The organism is Paenibacillus sp. FSL R10-2748 (assembly GCF_038005565.1).
Lineage (GTDB): Bacteria > Bacillota > Bacilli > Paenibacillales > Paenibacillaceae > Paenibacillus > Paenibacillus polymyxa_B.
Genome location: NZ_JBBOTK010000001.1, coordinates 343489 through 366800 on the forward strand (window position 1 = coordinate 343489; position 23312 = coordinate 366800).

24 protein-coding genes are annotated in these 23312 nt (G+C 47.0%); 1 reads left to right on the plus strand and 23 read right to left on the minus strand.

Annotated features, from left to right (window positions below; all coding sequences use genetic code 11):
* Positions 1–41: 41 nt before the first annotated feature.
* Complete coding sequence (locus NSS66_RS01575; RefSeq protein ID WP_025723282.1) at positions 42–470, plus strand: organic hydroperoxide resistance protein; 429 nt, start codon at positions 42–44, stop codon at positions 468–470.
* Between the two features lie 375 nt (positions 471–845).
* Here NSS66_RS01575 and NSS66_RS01580 read toward each other — a convergent pair whose 3' ends face one another.
* The 23 genes from NSS66_RS01580 to fabD form a co-directional block, all read right to left on the minus strand.
* Positions 846–2465: a YifB family Mg chelatase-like AAA ATPase gene (locus tag NSS66_RS01580; RefSeq protein WP_068940648.1), complete on the minus strand. Its 1620-nt coding sequence runs from the start codon at positions 2463–2465 to the stop codon at positions 846–848.
* Positions 2466–2628: 163 nt separating this feature from the next.
* Positions 2629–3180, minus strand: coding sequence for a nitroreductase family protein (locus tag NSS66_RS01585; RefSeq protein WP_025723284.1), 552 nt, complete (start codon positions 3178–3180; stop codon positions 2629–2631).
* A gap of 153 nt (positions 3181–3333) precedes the next feature.
* Entirely contained in the window at positions 3334–3717 is a 384-nt protein-coding gene (locus NSS66_RS01590) for a YraN family protein (RefSeq protein ID WP_053325233.1), read from the minus strand.
* On the minus strand, positions 3717–4016 hold the full coding sequence (locus NSS66_RS01595) for an EscU/YscU/HrcU family type III secretion system export apparatus switch protein (protein ID WP_023988176.1): 300 nt from the start codon (positions 4014–4016) through the stop codon (positions 3717–3719). The genes NSS66_RS01590 and NSS66_RS01595 overlap by 1 nt, the downstream gene beginning before the upstream one ends.
* Complete coding sequence (locus tag NSS66_RS01600; protein ID WP_340958318.1) at positions 4013–6118, minus strand: DNA ligase; 2106 nt, start codon at positions 6116–6118, stop codon at positions 4013–4015. Before NSS66_RS01600 ends, NSS66_RS01595 begins: the two co-directional genes overlap by 4 nt.
* Positions 6119–6208: 90 nt before the next feature.
* The gene (locus NSS66_RS01605; RefSeq protein WP_071558894.1) at positions 6209–6856 is read right to left on the minus strand and encodes a ribonuclease HII; all 648 of its coding nucleotides are present in this window, start codon (positions 6854–6856) and stop codon (positions 6209–6211) included.
* 210 nt (positions 6857–7066) lie between these two features.
* Positions 7067–7927 carry a ribosome biogenesis GTPase YlqF gene (gene ylqF, locus NSS66_RS01610; protein WP_023988173.1) on the minus strand — a complete coding sequence of 287 codons (861 nt, stop codon included), beginning with the start codon at positions 7925–7927 and terminating at the stop codon, positions 7067–7069.
* Positions 7928–8013: 86 nt separating this feature from the next.
* The gene (lepB, locus tag NSS66_RS01615) at positions 8014–8640 is read right to left on the minus strand and encodes a signal peptidase I (RefSeq protein WP_023988172.1); all 627 of its coding nucleotides are present in this window, start codon (positions 8638–8640) and stop codon (positions 8014–8016) included.
* 101 nt (positions 8641–8741) lie between these two features.
* The gene (rplS, locus tag NSS66_RS01620) at positions 8742–9086 is read right to left on the minus strand and encodes a 50S ribosomal protein L19 (protein WP_010346403.1); all 345 of its coding nucleotides are present in this window, start codon (positions 9084–9086) and stop codon (positions 8742–8744) included.
* Positions 9087–9310: 224 nt separating this feature from the next.
* Positions 9311–10129, minus strand: coding sequence for a tRNA (guanosine(37)-N1)-methyltransferase TrmD (gene trmD / locus NSS66_RS01625; protein WP_023988171.1), 819 nt, complete (start codon positions 10127–10129; stop codon positions 9311–9313).
* The gene (gene rimM, locus NSS66_RS01630) at positions 10129–10644 is read right to left on the minus strand and encodes a ribosome maturation factor RimM (RefSeq protein WP_013309864.1); all 516 of its coding nucleotides are present in this window, start codon (positions 10642–10644) and stop codon (positions 10129–10131) included. Before rimM ends, trmD begins: the two co-directional genes overlap by 1 nt.
* Before the next feature lie 97 nt (positions 10645–10741).
* A complete protein-coding gene (locus NSS66_RS01635) occupies positions 10742–10972 on the minus strand; it encodes a KH domain-containing protein (protein WP_013309863.1) in 231 nt (76 codons plus the stop codon).
* A 23-nt stretch (positions 10973–10995) separates the two neighbouring features.
* The gene (rpsP, locus tag NSS66_RS01640; protein ID WP_013309862.1) at positions 10996–11268 is read right to left on the minus strand and encodes a 30S ribosomal protein S16; all 273 of its coding nucleotides are present in this window, start codon (positions 11266–11268) and stop codon (positions 10996–10998) included.
* Between the two features lie 67 nt (positions 11269–11335).
* The gene (gene ffh, locus NSS66_RS01645) at positions 11336–12712 is read right to left on the minus strand and encodes a signal recognition particle protein (protein WP_340958321.1); all 1377 of its coding nucleotides are present in this window, start codon (positions 12710–12712) and stop codon (positions 11336–11338) included.
* Between the two features lie 52 nt (positions 12713–12764).
* Positions 12765–13133 (minus strand): putative DNA-binding protein, encoded by a 369-nt coding sequence (locus tag NSS66_RS01650; RefSeq protein ID WP_023988169.1) that lies wholly within the window; start codon positions 13131–13133, stop codon positions 12765–12767.
* Between the two features lie 166 nt (positions 13134–13299).
* A complete protein-coding gene (gene trhA / locus NSS66_RS01655) occupies positions 13300–13950 on the minus strand; it encodes a PAQR family membrane homeostasis protein TrhA (RefSeq protein WP_023988168.1) in 651 nt (216 codons plus the stop codon).
* 162 nt (positions 13951–14112) lie between these two features.
* Positions 14113–15129: a signal recognition particle-docking protein FtsY gene (gene ftsY / locus NSS66_RS01660; protein ID WP_023988167.1), complete on the minus strand. Its 1017-nt coding sequence runs from the start codon at positions 15127–15129 to the stop codon at positions 14113–14115.
* 38 nt (positions 15130–15167) lie between these two features.
* On the minus strand, positions 15168–18737 hold the full coding sequence (gene smc / locus NSS66_RS01665) for a chromosome segregation protein SMC (RefSeq protein WP_340958325.1): 3570 nt from the start codon (positions 18735–18737) through the stop codon (positions 15168–15170).
* A 256-nt stretch (positions 18738–18993) separates the two neighbouring features.
* Positions 18994–19692, minus strand: coding sequence for a ribonuclease III (gene rnc / locus NSS66_RS01670; protein WP_013309856.1), 699 nt, complete (start codon positions 19690–19692; stop codon positions 18994–18996).
* A gap of 12 nt (positions 19693–19704) precedes the next feature.
* Positions 19705–20943 (minus strand): beta-ketoacyl-ACP synthase II, encoded by a 1239-nt coding sequence (gene fabF, locus NSS66_RS01675; RefSeq protein ID WP_023988165.1) that lies wholly within the window; start codon positions 20941–20943, stop codon positions 19705–19707.
* A gap of 228 nt (positions 20944–21171) precedes the next feature.
* Positions 21172–21405 carry an acyl carrier protein gene (locus tag NSS66_RS01680; RefSeq protein WP_007429985.1) on the minus strand — a complete coding sequence of 78 codons (234 nt, stop codon included), beginning with the start codon at positions 21403–21405 and terminating at the stop codon, positions 21172–21174.
* A 108-nt stretch (positions 21406–21513) separates the two neighbouring features.
* A complete protein-coding gene (fabG, locus tag NSS66_RS01685) occupies positions 21514–22263 on the minus strand; it encodes a 3-oxoacyl-[acyl-carrier-protein] reductase (RefSeq protein ID WP_025721716.1) in 750 nt (249 codons plus the stop codon).
* 50 nt (positions 22264–22313) lie between these two features.
* A complete protein-coding gene (gene fabD / locus NSS66_RS01690; RefSeq protein ID WP_340958329.1) occupies positions 22314–23258 on the minus strand; it encodes an ACP S-malonyltransferase in 945 nt (314 codons plus the stop codon).
* Positions 23259–23312 lie beyond the last annotated feature (54 nt).

The window sequence follows — 23312 nt, forward strand, 5'->3', positions numbered from 1 at the left end:
TTGTGTAAAATATAAATTGAGCGAGAGGCAGTGATTGGATTATGATGACCATTCAACAAAAAATGTATGAAACAACAGTAAAAGCGGTTGGTGGACGTAACGGTTATATCGAGTCTTCTTCCCCTGAACTTCGTTTAGATATTGATACCCCAAAAGAAATGGGCGGCGCAGGCGGTGCAGGTACGAATCCAGAGCAATTGTTCGCAGCAGGCTATTCCGCTTGCTTTGATAGTGCTTTAAATATGGTTGCTCGCATGCAACGTGTTAAGCATGAAGGTACTGAAGTAACAGCTACGGTCCATTTCGGCAAAGTGGAAGACGGCGGCTTCGGAATTGGAGTAAACCTCGATGTATTGGTAAAAGGCGTCGATCATGAAACTGCATTAAAACTGGTGGAAGGCGCACACGAACAATGTCCATACTCCCGCGCTACCCGCGGTAATATTGAAGTGAAACTGAACGTTTTGTAACTTAGATTTTATTTAGTACATGTAGGGGGACGTCTTCATCTCTCTTCATGGATTCAATAGTTTCGTTAGAATGAATTTCACAACAAACCCCTCAACCGTTTTTGTCGAGGGGCTTGTTATCCTTTCAGCTATCCCTTCGTTAAAGACTGTTTGTTTTTTTCCATCAAGTAACATGGGAGATGCTGCATAAACGTATATACGGAACTGATATATTCATAGTATAATCACTAATGTCATAATCTTATTTTTCTTCTCCAGATCTTTATTGTCTGGAGCTTTTTTTGTCCTTTTTTTCCATTTTCTATTGTACATACCCTTTGGAAAAACTCTTTCATAAAAATGATTGTGTTATAACTACTAAGTTTTATCGCCTTTTTAACTTTCAGGAAAACTGGCATTTGCTCTATCCATGTGGCGGTATTGAATAGCTTCAGCCACATGTGAAGTCAAAATTTTCTCTGAGTCATGTAAGTCTGCAATGGTACGCGAAAGCTTGAGAATTCGATCATACGCACGCATGCTTAAACCGAGTGCGTCCATTGTCTGATCAAGCAAGTCCGCTGCATTTTTTTCTAATACGGCATATTTACGAAGCATCTGACCGGACAGCTCACTATTCCATGAAAAGGGAAGCTTGCTATATCTGTGGATTTGTATCGCTTGAGCAGCCAGCACCTGCCTTCGCATTTCAGCGGATGACAATGATTCTTTTTCCTCCCGCCAATCCTTCGGCTGCGATACTTCAAGCTGAAGATCAATCCGATCCAGCAGTGGACCGGAAATACGTGAACGGTAGCGAGCTACTGCTGCAGGTGAACAGGTACAGCGCTGATGTTCCGTATCATTTCCGAAAAAGCCACAGTGACACGGATTTAAAGAGGCAGCAAGTAAAAAATGCGCCGGATACTTAAAAACAGCACGTGAACGACTGATCGTAACATTGTGGTCTTCCAAAGGTTGACGCAGCACTTCTAGTACATGACGGCTAAACTCAGGCAACTCATCCAGAAATAAAATCCCCCGGTGTGCAAGACTGATTTCTCCTGGTTTGGGTATACCTCCCCCACCCACCAAACCAGCAGCAGAGATCGTATGATGAGGTGAACGGAAGGGACGAATATTCATCAGATGAGGCGATGACTCCTTCCACTTCCCGGCAGCGCTGTATACTTTGGTGACTTCAAGCGCCTCCTTTTCAGTCAAAGGCGGGAGGATAGATGGCAACCTGCGGATGAGCATTGTTTTCCCAGCCCCTGGCGGTCCCATAAGCAAAATATTATGCATCCCGGCTGCAGCGATGACTAACGCACGCTTGGCGTGCAGCTGACCCAGCACATCGCTGTAATCCTCCATGTTGCTAGTTATCTCTTCTTTCTCACACAACGGTATTTGCTCTGCCTGAGGTAAATGGTCATAGGAACAGATCATGACTTGTTTACTGGCAGTACAACTCTGAGTTGTCGCTTGCCTATCAACAGTCCCTTGTGCACGATCTTCAATCGGGATAAGATCTGCTAGATGACGTATAGCGTAAATACGTATACCCGTAATCAGACGAGCCTCGCTTGCGTTTTCCTGGGGAAGCAGTACAGAGTTGAATCCTTCTCGCTTGGCCAGATCAACCATAGACAGCACCCCATTTACAGGTCGAATACTGCCATCCAGCGCCAGCTCGCCAATAAACAGCGTCCGTTCTCCCACGGGTAAAACGACCTGTTCACTGGTTGTCAGCAACCCTAAAGCGATAGCAAGGTCAAAAGCTGAACCTTCCTTACGCAAATCAGCAGGAGCTAAATTAATCGTGACACGCTGGGACGGATATTTAAAGCCACAGTTTTTAATTGCTGCTCTGACACGCTCCACTGCCTCTCGAATCGCCGAATCGGGCAATCCTATAATCGCTGTCTGAGGCAAGCCATTGGACAAATCAGTCTCAACTTCAATCAGAACGCCATCTATTCCATACAGACAAGCTCCGTGTAATTTTCCATACATATCAAAAAGCACCTCTCCTCATATTGGAATGCTCCCTCTCGGGAATCATTGCATATATGAAAAAAGGTGCTTCCAAATTTTCATTCTTTGCAAATGTAATGTTCGAAATTTTAGCTTCGAACTATGCTTTCAAAATTCTTGACTAAGTTTATCTGACGACAGATTATTTGTCAAACAAGGTCAGCTTATCGGCTGCGGGAGTACGTGGTCTTGATTCCGGGATAACGTCAGGATAGCCTGCATATATCATTCCTATTACCTTCTCACCTGGTTGAATTCCCAAGTGCTCACGGAACTTAGGCGAATACAAAAATGGCTTTGTCACCCAAAACGTTCCGATTCCTTTGCTCCATGCGGCAAGCATAAAGTTTTGTACAAGCGCGCTGACCGCTGCAAAATCCTCATCCCAAACCGCTTGACGCGGGTCTTCTTCCAGCACTACTAAAAGCTGGATCGGGTTGTGCAAAATGCCGCTCTCAAACTTGTTGTCCTTACCGATGTCGGCTGCAATTGCTTTTGCAAGCTTTTTCCGTCCTTCACCAGCAAACAACAGAAAACGCCACGGTTCACGCATTTTATGATTAGGAGCCCACACAGCGACGTCCAGCAATTCTTTGATCGTATCTACCGGAATAGAGTCGGATTTAAATCGTTTAATCGTCCGGCGTTCCTGAATTACATCTATGACATGTTCACTAAAGGTATGTTTTGTCACGTAAATCCTCCTTCACAGGTACAACTTCTCGATATTCATTTTCAGATGAAAATGATAACTATTCTCAATAAAATATACCTGTAGCTTTCCTTCCTGTCAACCTGTACATATGAATTCAGTCCCGCACTCTTAGCTTCGAAAAAGCTCTTACTCTTAAAATGCGCCTATTAAATGGTCTGTAACAACTGCCTTTTCGTCAGTTAATTGTACAGAAATCATGTCAAAGCGGATTGGAGCATCTCCAATCCCGTTCATATGCAAATATACAGCGGCTGTTTGGCGAACTTGGGCTATTTTACGCGCAGTAACTGATTCTGCTGGCGTTCCATATTTGGAGCTACTTCGACTACGTACCTCAATAAACACGAGTGTATGCTCCTGCTTGGCAATCAGATCTATTTCACCACTGCGGCATCGCCAATTACGCTCTATGATTCGGTAACCCAAGTTTTCTAAAAACAAAGCCGCTGCCTCTTCACCCATCGCTCCTTTGGCTTTCCGTTGATCCTTGCTTCCAGCCTTCATCTCATTACGCATCACCAGTCATCCCTTGATGCAAGCCGGTCCATTTGATATATATAGGTAAGCACCTCTGCCACCAACTGATAGAGCTCAGCAGGGATTTGTTCGTCCAGATCAAGTTTGGACAGTACTTCAACCAGCGCAGCATCCTCCTGTACTGGAACACCATGTTCTTTAGCTTTTTCTAAAATGCTATCCGCAATACGGCCGCTCCCTTTGGCAACGACAATCGGTGCTTCGCTCTCACCAGGCGTATATTTAAGGGCGACCGCCTTCTTTATGGAAGGAGAAGGAGGTTCCAACGGCTCTTTCATATTTTAAGATCGACTCCTTTATACGGCTGAGGCACATAGCTTTGTACTTCAGAAGAGGCGAGGCTGTTCTGTTCAGTCCTTATGGGCATGGGCTCGGTACGAAGCGATAGAAGCTGGTATCCTAGTGACTCCAACGCTGTGTGAATGGACTCACGCCCACTGGTTAACAACGAAGCCGCCCATTCATGATCATTATGGAGCTTGACACTTACAATCCGATCTACAACCTGGACATCTACCAGGGTCGGTCCAAGTCCCTTCATGTCCAAATCAAACCAAAGACGACAGTTGGAGGCGTCCAGCTCTCCCCTTTTGCCGCGGCGGGACTGAATCTGGATCGTAGCTGTTTCGCGACCGTCCGGTCCAACGAATGGTATAAACATGTGTACTTGTGCAAAAGGCGCCGTTCGGTCTGTATTGAGCAGCAACTGCTGACCTGTCAGGTGCTGTACAACCTGCTGAGCCGCCTCTTTCAAAGCGGGTGGCAGGTCGTCACTGCTCATCAGCTGGAGCAGTGCCCCTTTTACGGTGTCTGCGTCTGCTGACACCGTGTCCCCAGACGCAGCCGCTAATCCCGGCAGTGTCTGAGGCATTCCCTCTGGCGACTCCATACGTGCCGCCGCCCCTTGCGCGACCTGTGTAGTCGCGCGGTGCACTTGCTGCTCGTGCTCTGCACCGAGCAGCTTCAGTACGCGGCCCACCCACGGGTCTTCCGTGGGGGTGAGCTGCGGGCTGGACGCCACAGGCTGCGATGCAGCGGCGTCTGCGGCCCGCGAGGCGCCAGCCGCCCGCTGCGCCACTTCCGCTGCGGGCTGCTCTGGGGCAGCCGTGCTCAGTGCGGGCGGCACCGCCGCGCGTAGCTCTTGCAACAGCGTGCGCAGCCGCTGGAGCGGCACCTCTGGCGCAGCAGTGTTGCCTGCTGTGGATTGCGGCACAGGGGCACCAGCCTGCTGTGCGGAGAGACGGTCAGCCGTGGCTGCGGTTAAGGCGGGCTTTGCCCCCGCAGGCTCTGCCGTGGCAGCCGCTGGAGCGCCATCCGTATCCTTAAGCTGTGTGCTTGCCGCAGTAGCTTGCTGTGACTGTGACTGCTCCACTCTGGTGCGGGGACCATTTAATGCATCAGCACTCGATTCTGGCGCATTTACACCAGCTTCCGATGCCACTGTCGCTCCGCGTCCATTGGCTGCCTCCGATTCTCCTGGAGCAGTCCCTTTGGCTGCAGATGCAGCCCCCGTCGCAGTATCTGAATCTGTTGCCAAAGCACTCGCTGCTGCAGCAAGGTTGGCTGCTTGAGTCCCTTTTAACAATTCCTTGCCGCCTGTGGTTTGTCCAGCTTCTGCCTGCTTTGCAGCGGCAGAAGCATCCTTGGACAATGTAGGAGCTTGGCCTTCCTGTCCATCTACCACCACAGAAGAAGCACCTGTTGGACTAGCAGACATTCGGTCAGCGTTCTTTATAGCTGGCGATTCCCCCACTGAACGATCAGTGGATATTCCCTGTGCTTGCTGTTTTAATACCGTTTCAAGCTCTTGCTCCAGCGAAGACAACAGATCATTTAAAGGAGGCCCAAACATCGCTTGACGCAATCCGTTTATGCTTTCTGCCGTCAATGGAAGTCCCCGTTGAAAGGCAACTGCCGCCGCCTGCACAAACGTTCCCAATTGTACATTGCCGCTTTGCTTCGCCATAGCTTCTCGCAAAGAAGCCGCATTTTCCGACGTCAACGGCACACCATTCTTTTGCATTGCCTGTATAAGCTCCCTGTTCTGAGCTGTATCCGGCAGTCCCACCGATTCCAATACATCTGTCAGCGCTACGGTTTGCTGTGGTGTATTGGCCACATCGTTCAGAGGCTTAAGCACCGTCATTCCGCTGGGGGAAGCCGGTTGAACCTGAAACGTTGTAGTCTGTCCAGGTTGAAGAGGGGTCTCCAGCTTTGCCCTGACCTGAGAACCTTGTATTTGCAACACAGCCTCACCGCCGTCCTCAGACACCTTTAGCACGACTCCTCGTACGACCTGACCTGGCTGCATATCAAGTTTTTTAGCCTCTCCAGCCTTCACATCTCCAAGTAATCCACGAAATACAGATCCGATGTTCATATCGCCCCTCCTCTCACTCTCCCCCATTCAAAGGGGCTTATGGTATTAGTTATACTTTATATCGGCATTGTCCCGATTCACAATAAGTAACTACAGATCAAACAGTGTCGGTTGCTCTGTCAGCAAATTGCCCAGAAAGCTGCGTCTATGCATCTTTGTAGGTCCTAGCGCCAAAATTTGTTCCCTATGCAACTTGGTAGCGTAACCTTTATGTATACCGATCCCATATTCCGGATACTTCGCATCCCATTCACCTTTACACAGCCGATCACGGGTTACCTTGGCGATGATAGAGGCCGCCGCAATGGACTGACTGTTCGCATCTCCTTTAATAATAGAGAGCTGAGGAATAGGCACATCTACCTTTTCTGCATCCACCAGTAAATAATCAGGAGACACATGTAAAGCCTCAATAGCCTGCTTCATAGCCAAACGAGCTGCCTGCTTAATATTGATATCATCAATCGTCTGCGCGTCTATATAGCCAACTCCTACAGCAATAGCCTTCTCCATAATCAGCTCGTAGTATGCTTCTCTCTTCTTGTCCGTCAATTTTTTGGAATCATCCACACCTTCCAGTAACTCACCCACTGGTAAAATGACTGCTGCGGCCACAACATCACCAAACAGGCATCCACGACCTACCTCGTCAATACCTGCAATCCGCTCACAAGACTGCTCCCAGCATTTTTTTTCATAATGTAGCATGTCCTTCGCTACAATCTCTTTATTTTCCATATTCAATACCTGCCCATCTATATGTAGTTTAACGCGTCATTCATGCCGTAACTCTAGCGATTGAATTCAGCTTACCACAGACCTTCACCGTCCAAAACCCTTTTCTAACTGCCTTCAAATACCAAAAAAAACCTTCCTCCTCTCCGGAGAGATGGGGAAGGTTCTTCCTTGCCACAAAATGCTATGTTCTGCATCGGTGTACCAGTAAAATCAGTAAGGAGCTTCCAAACTGAATCGTCCCAGCTTCCCTGCACGCAGCTCACGCAAAATGATTTTTGACGCCTTTTCGAGATCTACACGTCCGCCGCTAACAATACAGCCACGTTTACGTCCGATCGCTTCCATAACGTTGACAATTTCATCAGGATTTTCTGTATCTTCAGGACGTTCGGTGAGCTCAAAGCGCTCTGCCAGTGCATCCCAATAGTACTGAACCAAATATTTAGTCGCAAAAAAGGCAATATCCTCGACATTCAGAATTTCTTCCTTGATCGCACCTGTAACTGCCAGACGATAGCCTACATTCTGATCCTCAAATTTAGGCCATAGAATACCTGGTGTATCCAGCAATTCAATTTCTCCGATCTTGATCCACTGCTGTGCCTTCGTTACCCCTGGACGGTCACCCGTAGCTGCAATATTACGTCCCGCCATTCGGTTGATCAGTGTCGATTTACCAACATTCGGAATACCAACAATCAACCCACGCATAGGACGCGGGTTCATTCCCTTCCTAATCTGCCGATCTATCTTTTCCTTAAGCAGCAGCTTAGCCTGAATCGGAATTTCTTTTAGTCCCGTCCCAGTTGTGGCATCCACCGGAAGGGCCACATGCCCCTGCTCCTTAAAATAAGCAATCCATTGCTGTGATACTACCGGGTCCGCCAAATCTGCTTTATTCAAAATAATCATCCGCGGCTTGCCTTGCAAAATATCATCAATCATTGGATTTCGGCTGGAGAGCGGCAATCGAGCATCAATCAGCTCAATGACCAAATCAATTAACTTTAATTTTGCTTCAATTTGGCGGCGCGCTCTGGTCATATGACCAGGAAACCATTGAATCGTCACCGTCATCACCCCATTGATCGTAACTCCTACTTTTACCCTTAGGCTCTTAGTTAGGATTACGGCAGCTATGCTGCTTATTAGTTATTCTAGTGGTTAATCCACTGCATATCTTTCGCCGGCCAGAAAATAACGTCAGCCCGACCTACGACTTCCTTCAAATCAATATATCCAATCATCCGACTGTCTGTACTATTGGAACGGTTATCTCCCATTACAAAAATATGCCCTGCCGGAACTTTTCCATCCTTAAACTTCTCATTTGGAAAATTTGTAAACTTGTTGTAAAGCTCGCCATTCTGATGGGCTTCTTCTAAAGGAGCTTTCAAATAAGCTTCCTGAATCGGCTTACCATTTACTGTAATCGTGTCACCTTCTACCTTGACCGTATCTCCTTCAACGGCAATGACGCGTTTGATAAAGTCTCTTCCTTCCTCCGGCACATGAAACACGATCACTTCGCCTGGTTTAGGGGCGCGGAAATCATACAAAATCTCATTTACAATGACGCGTTCTCCGGTATGAAAGTTAGGCTGCATCGACGGGCCATCCACAATAAACGGCTTAAAGAGAAGCCAGCGGATTAAAAAGACAAGCACTAACGCAATAATGATGGCCTTGAGCCACTCAAAAATCTCATTTTTTTGTTTACGCTTGGGCGTACCATCCTGATCAGTTGGCTGCTGTACAGCTCCTTGTCCTACTTCTTGCTCCATAGCTCACTGTCCTCTCTTTACGGTCAATAATCCACAGTTCCCTATGTACGTAGAAAAAACGAAAGGAGCTTGTAACCAAGCCCCTTTCGTTATTCGTTGTATTAACGACGAATTTCTTTAATTCTCGCTGCTTTACCGCGCAGTTCACGAAGATAATAAAGCTTCGCACGACGCACTTTACCACGGCGAGCCACGTCGATTTTATCGATTTTCGGGGAATGAAGCGGGAAAGTTCTTTCCACACCTACACCGTAAGAAATTTTACGAACTGTAAAAGTCTCACTGATTCCACCACCACGGCGTTTAATTACAACACCTTCAAACAACTGGATACGCTCACGAGTTCCCTCAATAACTTTCACGTGCACTTTCAAAGTGTCACCAGGACGAAAGTTAGGCAAATCTTTACGCAGTTGTTCTTCAGTGATCGCTTGGACGATATTCATCTATGACTCCCTCCTTCCGTACAGGTGTTCATGCTTCTTCTGGAAACACAACCGTTTCCTTCATCATCCACAGAGGACCACCGTATTACACACAACAGATGTATTGTATCATGGAGGATACCGCATTGCAACAACAAAAAGGGATTTGACCAAACATTATTTAATTGACTCCATTATAAAACAGGTCACCGCCTGCTTTCAAATCCACTCATGTCTAAGGCGCTTTATTGCTTATCCCCCAAACAGTCAGATTTGCGCTGCTCCTCAATCCACATGCGCTCCTTGCCTGTCAGTTCAGCCTGTTCCAACAAGTCTGGTCGGCGTTCCATCGTGCGACGTAACGCCTCTTGGCGTCTCCAAGAATCAATATTGACGTGATGCCCTGACAGGAGTACATCAGGTACTTTCCAGCCCCGAAACTCCGCAGGCCGGGTATAATGGGGGTACTCCAGCAGCCCCGTACTAAACGAGTCCGTTACCGCACTCGTTTCGTTCCCCAGCACTCCTGGTAGCAACCGTGTCACACTGTCAATGACGGTCATGGCTGGAAGCTCACCACCAGTCAATACATAATCTCCGATAGAAAGCTCATCCGTCACCAAATACTCTCGAATACGCTCATCATAACCCTCATAATGCCCACATATAAAAATAAGATGGTCCTCTTTGGCCAGCTCTTCCGCTTTCTTTTGCGTAAAAGTCTCGCCTTGTGGACACATCAAAATGATACGCGGAGATTTTATGTCTGTGTTACGTTCTACCCCTTCATGTTGGATAACTTCATCGGCTGTCTCTAATGTTGGTTGCTCTGATTTATCCAACAGCGCTTCCACCGCAGCAAAAATAGGGTCAGGCTTCAAAACCATGCCGCCCCCACCGCCATAGGGCGTATCATCCACTTGTCCATGCTTGTTGCCAGCATACTGACGAAAATTAACCGCTTGCAGTGATACAATTCCCTTATCCCTTGCTTTTCCCAGAATGCTTGCATTAAATACTCCATCAAACATCTCTGGAAACAGGGTTAGCACATCCACCCTCATTACAGCAGACCTTCCATTAACCGTACCGTAACCCGTTTTTCACGCACGTTTACATCCAAAATAACATCCTCTATATACGGCAATAGCAGTTCCTTGCCTTTAGGCATTTTGACTACCCATACATCATTGGCTCCCGGAGTCAAAATTTCTTTGACCACGCCGAGCTCATTTCCGTCTTCGGTCACCACTTCCATGCCGACTACTTCATGAAAATAGAATTCGTTTTCTTCCAATTCGCCTAACCGCTCAGCAGATACCTTCAACAATGTACCTTTATATTTTTCAACTTCATTAATATTGTGATATTCCTTAAATTTAGCGACAACCATATTTTTTTGAAAACGCGCTGTTTCAACAGTTACGGGGATCGGTGCTTTACCTTCCGCCGGAACAATCAAAAGCTCACTACCTTTAGCAAAACGATCTTCTGGGAAATCTGTCGTCGTTAATATTTTAAGCTCCCCACGGATTCCATGGGTGTTCACAATTTTTCCGACATTAAACAATTGTTGCATCGTGTTCCTCCTGCTTGTAATCGGTCCCGCTCCATATCATCTTCATCATGTACGAAAAAGGGTTAGGACATACATCCTAACCCACTTTCGTATATCTTTAAGATATGATGTCTACGGTAACCCGTTTATCCATCTTAACGGCTGCTGATGCAACCACAGTGCGAAGCGCCTTGGCGATACGACCCTGCTTACCAATGATTTTGCCTACATCCTCAGGATGCACACTAAGCTCATATACAACAAGCCGATCCTTCTCCAAGGTCTTCACGGTTACATCTTCCGGATGATCGACTAAAGCCTTAGCAATGATTATCACTAATTCTTCCATGGTTGACCCTCCGTATCAGCACCTTATTTCTGTAGTTTAGATTCATGAAACTTTTTCATTACGCCCGCTTTGCTAAGCAAGTTACGGACTGTGTCGGATGCTTGTGCACCATCTTGCAACCATTTCAGCGCTTTATCTTCATCAATTTTTACAACCGCTGGTACTGTGATTGGGTTGTAGTAACCGATTTCTTCGATAAAACGACCGTCACGCGGGGAACGAGAATCAGATACCACGACGCGATAGAAAGGAGCTTTATGTGCACCCATACGTTTCAGACGAATACGAACTGCCACGAAAATTCACCTCCTTCAAAAAGTAGACTGTATATTGTTATCCCATAATTCCAAGGGCCTAACGGCCTTAGCGGAAAGGAAACTTCATACCTTTACCCATACTCTTCAGCTGCTTCATAGCCTTGTTTTTGCCACCCTTAGGTCCCATCATATCTGAGAACTGCTTCATCATGCGACGCATTTCGTCAAATTGCTTTATCAGACGATTTACCTCAGCCAGTGATGTTCCACTGCCTACAGAAATACGTTTGCGTCGGCTATGATTAATCATGTCTGGGTTTTGCTTTTCCTGTGTGGTCATAGAATGAACGATAGCCTCAATCCGGCCCATCTGTTTGTCATCCACTTTGATATCTTTCATTTGCTTCATGTTGCCCATACCGGGAATCATATCAAGAATCTGGTCGATTGGACCAAGCTTCTTAACTTGATCCATTTGCTCCAGAAAATCTTCAAAAGTAAACTCGGCATTACGCATTTTACGTTCCATTTCCTTCGCCTTATCGGCGTCGATATTGGACTGCGCTTTTTCAATCAGGGACAACATGTCACCCATGCCTAAAATCCGTGAAGCCATCCGTTCAGGATGAAACGGCTCCATCGCATCCAGCTTTTCACCCAATGTAGCAAACTTGATCGGGCATCCCGTCACAGCCTTAACTGATAAAGCTGCACCACCACGAGTGTCACCATCCAGCTTCGTCAGTACAACTCCCGTCAACTCCAAGCTACTATTAAAGTGCTTTGCAACGTTAACCGCGTCCTGCCCCGTCATGCTATCTACAACCAGTAGAACTTCATCCGGGTTGACGTTGGTATGAATCTGGCGTAACTCTTCCATGAGCTCTTCATCAACATGAAGACGACCAGCAGTATCTATAATAACGTAGTCATTACCATTATCCTTAGCATGCTGCAAACCCTGTTTCGCAATTTCTACCGGGCTTGTCTGATCTCCCAGTGTAAATACAGGAGTATTAATCTGCTCCCCCAGAACCTGAAGTTGCTTGATCGCGGCTGGTCTATAAATATCACCAGCTACAAGCAATGGACGATGATTTTGCTTTTGCAACAATTTCGCCAGTTTACCAGACGTCGTCGTCTTACCTGCGCCCTGGAGACCCACCATCATAATGACCGTAGGCGGTTTGTTTGCTTTGGCAAGCTTGGCCTGACTGCCACCCATCAACTCGGTCAGTTCCTTGTTCACGATGTCGATGATGACCATGCCTGGCGTAAAGCTGTCCATCACTTCCTTACCAACGGATTTCTCCTTTACCTTGGCAATAAAGTCCTTTACAACCTTGAAGTTAACGTCCGCCTCAAGCAAAGCTAATCGTACTTCACGCATCGCCTGAGCTACATCATCCTCAGACACTTTTCCTTTACCGCGCAGTTTACTGAATACATTTTGCAAGCGAGTCGATAATCCTTCAAATGCCATACTTTCGCACCTCCTTGTCTACCAGGGTTGTTTGTTCTTATATCTATATGTCCTACAATTCCTGCAGGCGATTTACAATTTGATGGACATGTTGCAGAGTGCCTTCATCGGACTCACCGATTTTACCGAATGCCTCATACAACGTCTTATTTAATTCTTCGAGATCTTGGATTCTACGCTCATACTTACTTAGCAAACCAAGCTTTTCCTCGTACATTTCCAATACCTGTTCAGCGCGTTTAATATGTTCATACACTGCCTGACGGCTAATTTGAAATTCCGATGCAATTTCCCCTAAAGAAAAATCATCATGGAAGTAATATTTTAAAAACATCTGTTGCTTCTCTGTAAGCAGAGGTTCATAGAAGTCAAACAGTCGGTTAATCCGGTTTGTCTTTTCCAGCCGATTCTCCTGACTCATCTTGTATACCTCCATCGTCAAGGAAAAACACTTTACAGTTCTTTTCAACGTTCCTTATGATACATAAAAGAAAAGAAGATGTCAAGCGTTATCCCTTGTCATACAAAAAAAAGCCGATCCACTGCCCTCAAACGGAAGTACGGATCGGCTTTTTGCCCACTGTTACTTAAACCCTTACTGGAGTAAGATACAGCAGAACAGCCAGAAAATGAAGTATGCTGCCTGCTAAAACAAACAGATGCCAGATCGCATGGTGATATGGAAATGCCCGCCACACATAGAAAATCGTGCCCAACGTATACATTAGACCACCTACGAACAATAACGTCATCCCTCCGGCGGGAACAGTCGCAACAAGAGGATTCCAGGCAATGGTGATGAGCCAGCCCATCACAATGTAAAACACGGTAGACATAAACAGAAAGCGCTTGGTGAAAAACGCCTTGAACAACACACCAAACAGTGCAATCCCCCAAATCACTCCAAACAGCGTCCATCCCATAGTACCTCGCAATGCAACGAGCATAAACGGGGTGTAGCTACCTGCAATGAACAGGTAAATGCAAGAATGATCGAATATTTCGAACAAATCTTTCATTTTCCCTTCACGCAGGCTATGAAGCAACGTTGAATTGGTGTACAACAGCAACATCGTAATCCCGTAAATCGTAAAGCTGACGACATGCCAAGTGGTTCCTTTCATGCTAGCAAAAACAATGAGCAACACAAGCGCTGCTACGCTTAAAACGGCTCCAATTCCATGTGTAATGGCGTTGGCTACTTCTTCCCGTCGGGAGTAGGTATAGGTGTTTGCCATCGGTTTTTCACCCGGCTTCCTGATTTATATTTTACATACAAGATACATTACATATACGGCATCGACAGACTTCTTGCTTTCATTATACATCTGGGCGAACTTGAGCAGCAACAGGATGGCTACTTAGTCCCAAACGTAGCATGAAAGCCTACTTTAAACGTATCAGTTCTGTTCTTCCTCGCCTGTAGCAGTTGCTTCGACCGTCTCTTCCTGAATCAACCCCGCAAACAACGCATGAACGAATTGCTCGGAATCAAACGGTTGAAGATCATTCACTTTTTCACCTAAGCCCACCAGCTTAACAGGCAAATTCAGCTCCTGACGTATGGCCACAACAATCCCGCCCTTCGCTGTACCATCCAACTTCGTTAGTACCAGCCCGGTTACACCGCTTTTCTCACCAAACAGCTTGGCTTGGTTAAGTGCATTTTGTCCAGTCGTCGCATCAAGTACCAACAACACTTCATGTGGAGCATCTGGAATTTCGCGTTGAATCACACGGAAAATTTTGTTCAGTTCCTCCATTAGATTGCTTTTATTCTGAAGACGTCCTGCGGTATCACACAACAAAACATCCACTTTACGCTGCTTGGCAGCCTGTACGGCATCAAACATAACCGCAGCCGGATCGGAACCGGATTGCTGCTTAATAACCTCTACACCTGCCCGTTCGCCCCATACCTCCAACTGTTCAATCGCACCCGCCCGGAACGTATCCCCAGCAGCCAACAATACTTTTTTGCCCTCTTGTTTAAAACGGTGAGCTAACTTGCCAATGGTTGTTGTTTTGCCGACGCCATTGACTCCCACGAATAAAATGACTGTAATCCCGTCAGGACTCATTTTGAGCTGACTATTGTCATTACCCCGCAGCAACTCGGACAGCTTTTCCGACAATACAGGCTGTAACTCGGATGCGTCCTCGATTTTGCGCTTTTTCACTTCTTCTCGCAGGTCTTCAATGAGGTTCATAACCGTGTTGACGCCTACGTCTGCTCCGATCAGAATTTCTTCCAGTTCCTCATAAAATTCCTCATCAATCTTTTTACGGCGAATCATCAAGTCCGTTACTTTTTCAACAAAACCTTTACGTGTTTTTTCCAAACCATCTTTGAACTGTTTTGTGACAGATTCAGTTTTGTTTGCAATGCTTTCCTTCAATTTTCTAAAGAAACTCATGGATTCCCTCCGTTGGTCTGAAAGTATGTTATTTAATGTCAGGCAATCTCAGCTTCATCGTTGTCCAGCTTGACAGATACGAGTTTGGAAACCCCGCCTTCCTCCATCGTAACCCCGTACAGCACATCAGATTCTTCCATTGTGCCCTTGCGGTGTGTGACTACAATGAACTGTGTCTGCTCCGAGAATTCTCGTAAATACTGGGCAAAACGCACCACGTTTGCTTCGTCCAATGCAGCCTCTACTTCATCGAGTACACAGAATGGAACAGGTTTAACGTGTAAAATGGCAAATAGTAACGCCATCGCTGTTAACGCACGCTCACCGCCCGACAGTAGCTGCAAGTTTTGCAGTTTTTTGCCCGGTGGTTGAGCTACGATGTCGATTCCCGTCTCCAGCAAGCGTTCCGGGTCAAGCAGCACGAGATCAGCACGTCCGCCTCCGAACAGCTTGGAGAATACCGTTCCAAATTCGCGCCGAATAGCATCGAATGTAGTCTTAAAGCGTTTGGACATTTCTTCATCCATTTCACGAATAACCTGATAAAGCGTTGTCTTGGCCTCCACCAAATCAGACTTTTGCTCATCAAGAAACGTATAACGCTCATGCACACGCTGGTATTCCTCAATGGCACCTAGATTCACCTCACCTAACGCGGAAATACCACGTTTGAGCCTTTCAACCTCACTCTGCGTACCTTCAATATCTTCAGGTATAGGGTAACGCTGCTTGGCTAACTCATAGCTGAGTTCATAATCATCACTTAATTTTTTCAGAACATTTTCCAGTTCCACATCAAGTCGATTTACTCCAATTTCCGTTTGACGAAGCAACTCCTCCACTGACTTGAGCTGAATTCGCTGTTCTTTCGTGTCGTTCTCAGCCACTTCCAGCTTTTTGGACAAGCTGCTGCGTGCAGCCCGCTTGAATTCCAGTTGCTGTGCGGCTTCTTCCTTTTTCAAACGGTATTGATTGAGATTTTCAATCTGTTTCACGGTCTCCTGCTCATTGGTCAGCAAATCTGCTTCGATGGAAGCAAGCAAGGTCTTGTTTTGTCTCGAATCCTTACCAAGAGTATCATAATCCCCACGCAATCTGCGCAGCTGCTCTTCCAATGAAAAGCGCTCCTGGTCCAGCTTTCCTTCTCTTACCTTGAGATTCGTGAGCTCTCCCTGCAGCTGCTCTTTGGCAGATTCGTTGGCTTTACGGGCGAATTCGGCAGCGTGAATGGCCTGATGCGTTTTCTTCTCTTCTTCCTCCAGCGCAGCCAACTTTACCAACGCTTCTTCACGGGAAGTTTCCAGCTCCTTGATTTCCTGATCAAAGCCCTTTTTCTCCTGACCAGACGCAGCGACCTGCTCCAGAACATGACGAAGTTCATGCTCCAGTTGCTTGAGCTCCATTGCCATCTGCTGCTCTTCACCGCGCTTCACATCGCCGCCCTGACGCAACTCGTCCAGACGGGTCTGTGTCTCCTCCAGCTGGCGTTTGGTATCTATTGCACTCTGGCGCAACCTTGCAATTTGCTGCTCCGTATCTACAATGTCTTGATCCAACTGATCCAGCTGACGTTTACGTCCAAGCAGATTAGCATTTTTCTTGAACTGGCTTCCCCCAGTCATGGAACCCCCTGCATTGACAACATCGCCTTCCAAAGTGACCACGCGGTATCTATATTGGCAACGGGCCGCAATACGGTTTGCATCTTCCAACGTACGGGCAATGACCACATTCCCCAAGAGACTGCCTACAATTCCGGCATATCGATCATCATACTGAACAAGATCTGCACCGATCCCGACAAAGCCTTCAGCGCCTTCTGCAATTTGGCGTTCCCCCGCACCGATTTGACGCGGGCGGATAACATCCATAGGCAAAAATGTCGCTCTGCCCAGTTGACGTTGCTTTAGAAAACTGATCGCCTGTCTGGATACGGATTCATTTTCCATCACGATATGCTGAACTGAAGCACCCAAAGCGGTCTCCATCGCCTGCTCTAAATGCTCAGGCACCCGAATCAGCTCCGCTACCGCTCCATGTACACCGTGCAAGGTTTCTTTTCGTGCAGCCTTCAATACCTCTTTAACTCCAAGCATGAAGCCGTCAAAGTCATCCTGCATTTCCTTCATCGTATCTCGCCGTGAAATTAGAGCCTCTCGTTTTTGTTCCCATTTACGAACCGTACCCTGGTTTTCTTCCAGAAGTTTTTGCAGGGCTTGGTACTTTTCACTTCCCTGAATATAGCCACTACGCAAACTACTTATTTCCTGCCCTAGCTTCTGAACAGCAGCTTCCAATCCCTTTTTGCGCTGTTCAAGCTGTACTTTCTGGGCTTCCCATTTGCCGGATTCGTCACTTACGCGAGTCACACGCCGTTCCAATGCTTCCTTCTGTTGGTCTGTATAACGAATTTCGTTACGGGCCTGTGCCATTTGATTCATCAGCTCCAGCAGACCACCCTTTAGGCTTTCTTCCTGCTCCTGGCTGATTCCACCTGTAACACCAATCAGTTTGGCCTCTTCGTCAGACAGCCGCCCACGCAACTCGTCAAGCTCTACATTCAGTGCAGACAGCTTTTCGTTCAGTTGATCCAGTTCACTCCTGCGCTCGGAATGCCGTGATTCGCTTGTGCTAAGTGATAAGATCAATTGTTCCCGATTAGCCTCCAGATTGCGTGTGCGCTCTTTGAGCAATTCGCCGTAGCCTTCACTTTTCTCCGTCGCTTCACTGTATTGCAGCAGATCCCTTTGCAACCGCTCTACTTGCTCCTCCAGCTGGCGTAATTCGTTGCGGTCGCTTTCCAGCATCGCATCGTGGCTGGACACCACCGTAGACAACTGAAGTTGCTCCTGCTGCAGCAAAGCTAGTTTGGAAGTCGCATCGCTCCACGAAGTATGAATTTGTTCAATTTGATGGACGTACATTGAAATTTCTTTGGATTTCAATTCACCGCGCAGCTCTTTAAAATGAATCGCCTTTTCAGACTGCTCCTTAAGCGGTCCAATCTGATCCTCCAGTTCACTAACCAAATCGTGAATACGCAGTAAATTTTGCTCCGTTTCATCCAGCTTGCGAACCGCATCTTTTTTACGCGATTTATACTTTACGATACCCGAGGCTTCCTCAAAAATACCTCGACGATCCTCAGATCGGGTACTCAGAATTTCTTCAATGCGTCCCTGTCCAATAATTGAATAAGCTTCTTTACCAATCCCTGTATCCATAAACAGCTCTGTAATATCTCGGAGTCTGCATGATTGCCGATTAATGAAATATTCACTATCCCCACTTCGATGTACACGTCGCGTTACCGTGACTTCACCAAAATCCAGAGGCAACGCCTGATCTTCATTATCCAGCGTAAGCGATACTTCACCGTAATTAACAGCCTTACGAGCATCACTACCCGCAAAAATAATGTCCTCCATTTTGCCGCCACGCAGTGATTTGGCACTCTGTTCGCCCAGCACCCAACGAATCCCGTCGGAAATATTACTTTTTCCGCTTCCGTTGGGTCCGACGACTGCCGTAATGCCGCGGACAAATTCCATTTCCGTTTTATCTGCAAACGATTTGAAGCCCGCCAGCTCAATGCGCTTTAAAAACATGCTCAATCTCACCTCTAACATTTCAAATATGCTTGTACAACACCGTATACCTGATTGATATGAATTATCCCTATTGTAGCATAAACTAGCTTGTATAAAGCACAGTACCGACACTCACATTACACCAGCAAAGCCACGAAAAAAGAGCAAAACGCAGTCCATTCGCCATTACGGGCCGGGACTCCCCGCGGACTGCCCTTTGCTCTTACTTTGTGTCCCCTGCTTGCGTAACCCGTCCGGGCTGCTCAGGTACCGATTACGATTCTGCCAGCTTCAAACGGTTTAAAGCTACTGCCGCCGCTTGCTGCTCAGCTTCTTTTTTGGAGCGTCCCGTACCTGCCCCTAGCCGTTCGCTGTCCATATATACCTCAGCTACAAACTCGCGCTCATGGGCTGGTCCGCGCTCCTCTACAATCTTGTATTCAAGCATCCCCATGTTATGATGCTGCGTCAGTTCCTGAAGCTCTGTTTTGAAATCACTCATCTGAAGCTTACCGTTTAATACAATTTGAGGAAAAATATAACGTTCCAGAAACGACCGGACGGCCTCCAGACCCTGATCCAAATAAAGCGCACCTACGAACGCTTCGAATACATCAGCCAACAGAGCCGGACGAGTACGTCCACCTGTCAACTCTTCACCTTTTCCAAGCAGTACATATTGCCCAAACTCAAGCCCGACAGCAAACTTCACCAGAGAAGGCTCACAGACAATAGCTGCACGCAGCTTGGTGAGTTCGCCTTCGGGTCGGTTAGGGTACTGATTGTACAATTGCTCGGACACCGTCAGTTCCAGAACAGCGTCACCTAAAAATTCAAGACGCTCATTGTCTGCATGCTGACTGAACCGATGTTCGTTTACGTAGGAAGCGTGCGTAAAGGCCTGCTTCAGAAGCTGCCGATTGTTGAATTGAATATGAAGTTTCTGCTGTAATTGCTTCAAGTCTCCACTCAACGAACTGACCCCTTATGCTTCATATTTTTTTAGAATAACCGTAGCATTGTGACCGCCAAAACCAAAGGAATTGGACATAACCACATTCAGTTCCGCTTTTCTCGGCTTATTAGGTACATAATCAAGATCGCATGCCGGGTCTTGATTATCCAAATTAATCGTTGGCGGAATCGTCTGATGCTGAAGGGCGAGACCACAGATCACGGCTTCAACGCCGCCCGCTGCACCCAATAAATGCCCTGTCATCGACTTAGTTGAGCTGATCGCTACCTTATAGGCATGCTCTCCCAGCGTTTTCTTGACTGCTTCCGTTTCGGATTTATCACCGACTGGCGTAGATGTACCATGTGCATTGATATAATCAATCTCTTCAGGATTCAATCCAGCATCACGGATCGCCATTCTAATGCAGCGTGCTGCTCCCTCTGGATCAGGCTCCGTCATATGATGGGCATCGCCAGAAAGACCGTAGCCAATCACTTCACCGTAAATACGCGCACCACGCTTCAAAGCATGATCCAACGATTCTAGAATAAGAACACCAGAGCCTTCGCCCATAACAAACCCGTCTCTTTCGGTATCAAAAGGACGGCTTGCCTTTTCAGGCTCGTCGTTACGCGTGGACATTGCTCGCATGGAACAAAATCCAGCCATACCAATCGGACGAATAGTCGCCTCAGCTCCTCCGCAAATCATGGCGTCTGCGTCACCACGCTGAATCATGCGGAAGGAATCACCAATAGCATGACTGCCCGTGGCACAAGCCGTAACCGGTGATGTATTGGGGCCTTTAGCACCGAGTGAAATTGACACTTGACCGGAACCCATATTAGCAATCATCATCGGGATGAAGAAAGGGCTTACGCGTTTAGGTCCTTTTTCAATCAGTGCGTTGTGCTGATCCTCCCAAGTTCCCAATCCACCAATACCGGAACCGACAGATACACCAACACGCTCAGCATCCGCATTTTCTCCGATTACAAGTCCGCTGTCCTCAAGCGCCAATTTACTAGCAGCAACCGCAAACTGCACAAAGCGGTCCATTTTACGCGCATCCTTACGTTCAATATAATCCTCTGGATTAAAATCTTTAATGGAAGCGGCTATTTTCGTAGTGTACTCACTTGTATCGAAAGCTTCGATTTCACTGACGCCGGATTTTCCAGCCATCAGATTATCCCATAGTGTGTTCAAATCCTGTCCCAGCGAAGTGATTACACCCATTCCTGTTATGACAACACGTTGTTTCAAAGATAATCACCTCTATGTCTACTGCATATTGTATTTTAAGACCGCACTCTCTTGTGCGTAAAAATAATATAGAATCAACTAAAGTTAGTAATGCCGCATACTCCTCAGCCTTTGACTAAGTGAAGCTGAGCCAGACTCAAAAACACGCGGCAATTCCGTCTTTAGTTCAATCTGTATAATTAGGAGAAAGTCCCGCCTGTAACAGAACGGGACTTTTGATGACATGAATTAGGTATGAGATTGTATGTACTTCACAACTTCACCTACAGTTGTAATTTTCTCTGCATCTTCATCAGAGATTTCCATATCAAACTCATCTTCCAATTCCATTACCAATTCAACTACATCGAGAGAATCAGCGCCTAAATCATCTTTAAAAGATGCTTCAAGTGTAACTTCGGCTTCGTCGGCTCCCAAACGGTCAACGACAATGCGTTTTACGCGCTCCAATACATCGGACATCCGGCTCACCTCCTCTTAGGTATTATACGAAAATTACAATTAAAATGCCATAGAAGAGAGTTTTCATTGACAACTCTTCATCGGGGCATGCGGATTGGCAACATGCTACTACATATACATGCCGCCATCCACATGCAAAGTCTGGCCCGTCATATATGAGGAAGCATCCGAGGCCAAGAACAGCACCACGTCAGCAATTTCCTCAGGCCGTCCAAGACGGGCCAGCGGAATACCGCTCAGCATATTGTCACGCAAATCATCAGCCAGCACCTGCGTCATCTCAGTATCGATGAATCCAGGAGCCACACAGTTCACTGTAATACCTCTCGAAGCAAGCTCTCGAGCAGAGGATTTGGTAAGACCAATTACCCCTGCTTTAGCAGCAACGTAGTTGGCTTGTCCTGCGTTGCCAAGTACACCAACCACGGATGAGATATTGATAATTCGGCCAGAACGCTGCTTCATCATTGGACGTGTTGCCGCCTTAAGACAATTAAACACACCCTTCAGATTCGTTTCGATCACCTGATCGAATTCCTCTTCCTTCATGCGCATGATTAAATTATCTCTTGTTATGCCGGCATTATTCACCAGGATGTCAATCTTGCCCCAAGCGCCAATCACATCCTTGATCAACTGATCTGCTTCGTCAGCGCGACCGACATTTGCCTGAACTGTAATAGCCTCTACACCTTTGGCACGAATCTGCTCTGCTACCTCAGTCGCAGCCGCTTCACTACCAGCATAGTTTACCGCCACATTAGCACCTGCTTCAGCCAGCGCCAGCGCAATACTACGGCCAATTCCGCGCGACGCTCCCGTAACGAGCGCCGTTTTTCCACTCAATGGCTTAGACATCATAGTCCCCCCTTGCAAGTATATAACCCGTTAAGGCAATGATTATACTTTTAACGGGCCTCCAAGGCTTCCGTTACAGAAGCAAACGACTCCAGGCTGCTTATATTATACAGCTTAACCGTTTTGTCGATTTTTTTAACCAGTCCAGTCAATACACTTCCCGGTCCAAACTCAACAAAGGTGTCAACACCTTGTTCTAGTAGCCATGTTACACTGTCTTCCCACAGTACCGGAGAATAGACCTGATCCACCAACAGTTGGCGAATTTCGCTCCCCTCACGTACAGGTTTAGCTGTTACATTAGCAACAACCGGAACCTGAGCTTTCGAGAAAGTTACAGCCTCCAACTTGCCGGAGAGCTTGGTCGCTGCTTCCTTCATCAATGACGAGTGGAAAGGACCGCTAACCTCCAGAGAAATAGCGCGCTTGCCTCCTGCTTCCTTCACACGTTCAGCGACAGCAGCTACGCCCTCCTTCGTACCAGATACAACAATTTGTCCAGGACAATTGATGTTGGCTAGTTCGACCAGTTGACCAGACTCCGTAATATCACGGCACAATGCTGCCAATGCTTCACGATCAGCTCCCAACACAGCAGCCATCCCGCCTTGCCCATCAGGAATGGCCTGCTCCATGAACTCGCCACGTGTACGAACGATTTCAACCGCATCCTCAAATGCGAGAACACCGGAAGCGACTAGCGCGCTGTATTCTCCTAGACTGTGTCCAGCCACATAATCGGGATGAATGCCCATTTCTTCCTTGAACGCTTCATACAACGCAATGCTCGCCGTTAACAGTGCAGGCTGCGTATTGGATGTTTGCTTCAAAGCTGTGTCCGGCCCTTCAAAAATCAGTGTGCTTAGTGCGAACCCTAACCGTTCGTCCGCTTGGCGAAATACTTCTGTTGCAGCTGGAACTGCTTCATAAGCATCTTTAGCCATACCTACAGCTTGTGAACCCTGACCGGGAAATATAAATGCCGTTTTGCCCATCGTGTATGCACCTCTCTGTATCCAATGCTTGTCCTGTAAAACACTACACAAATT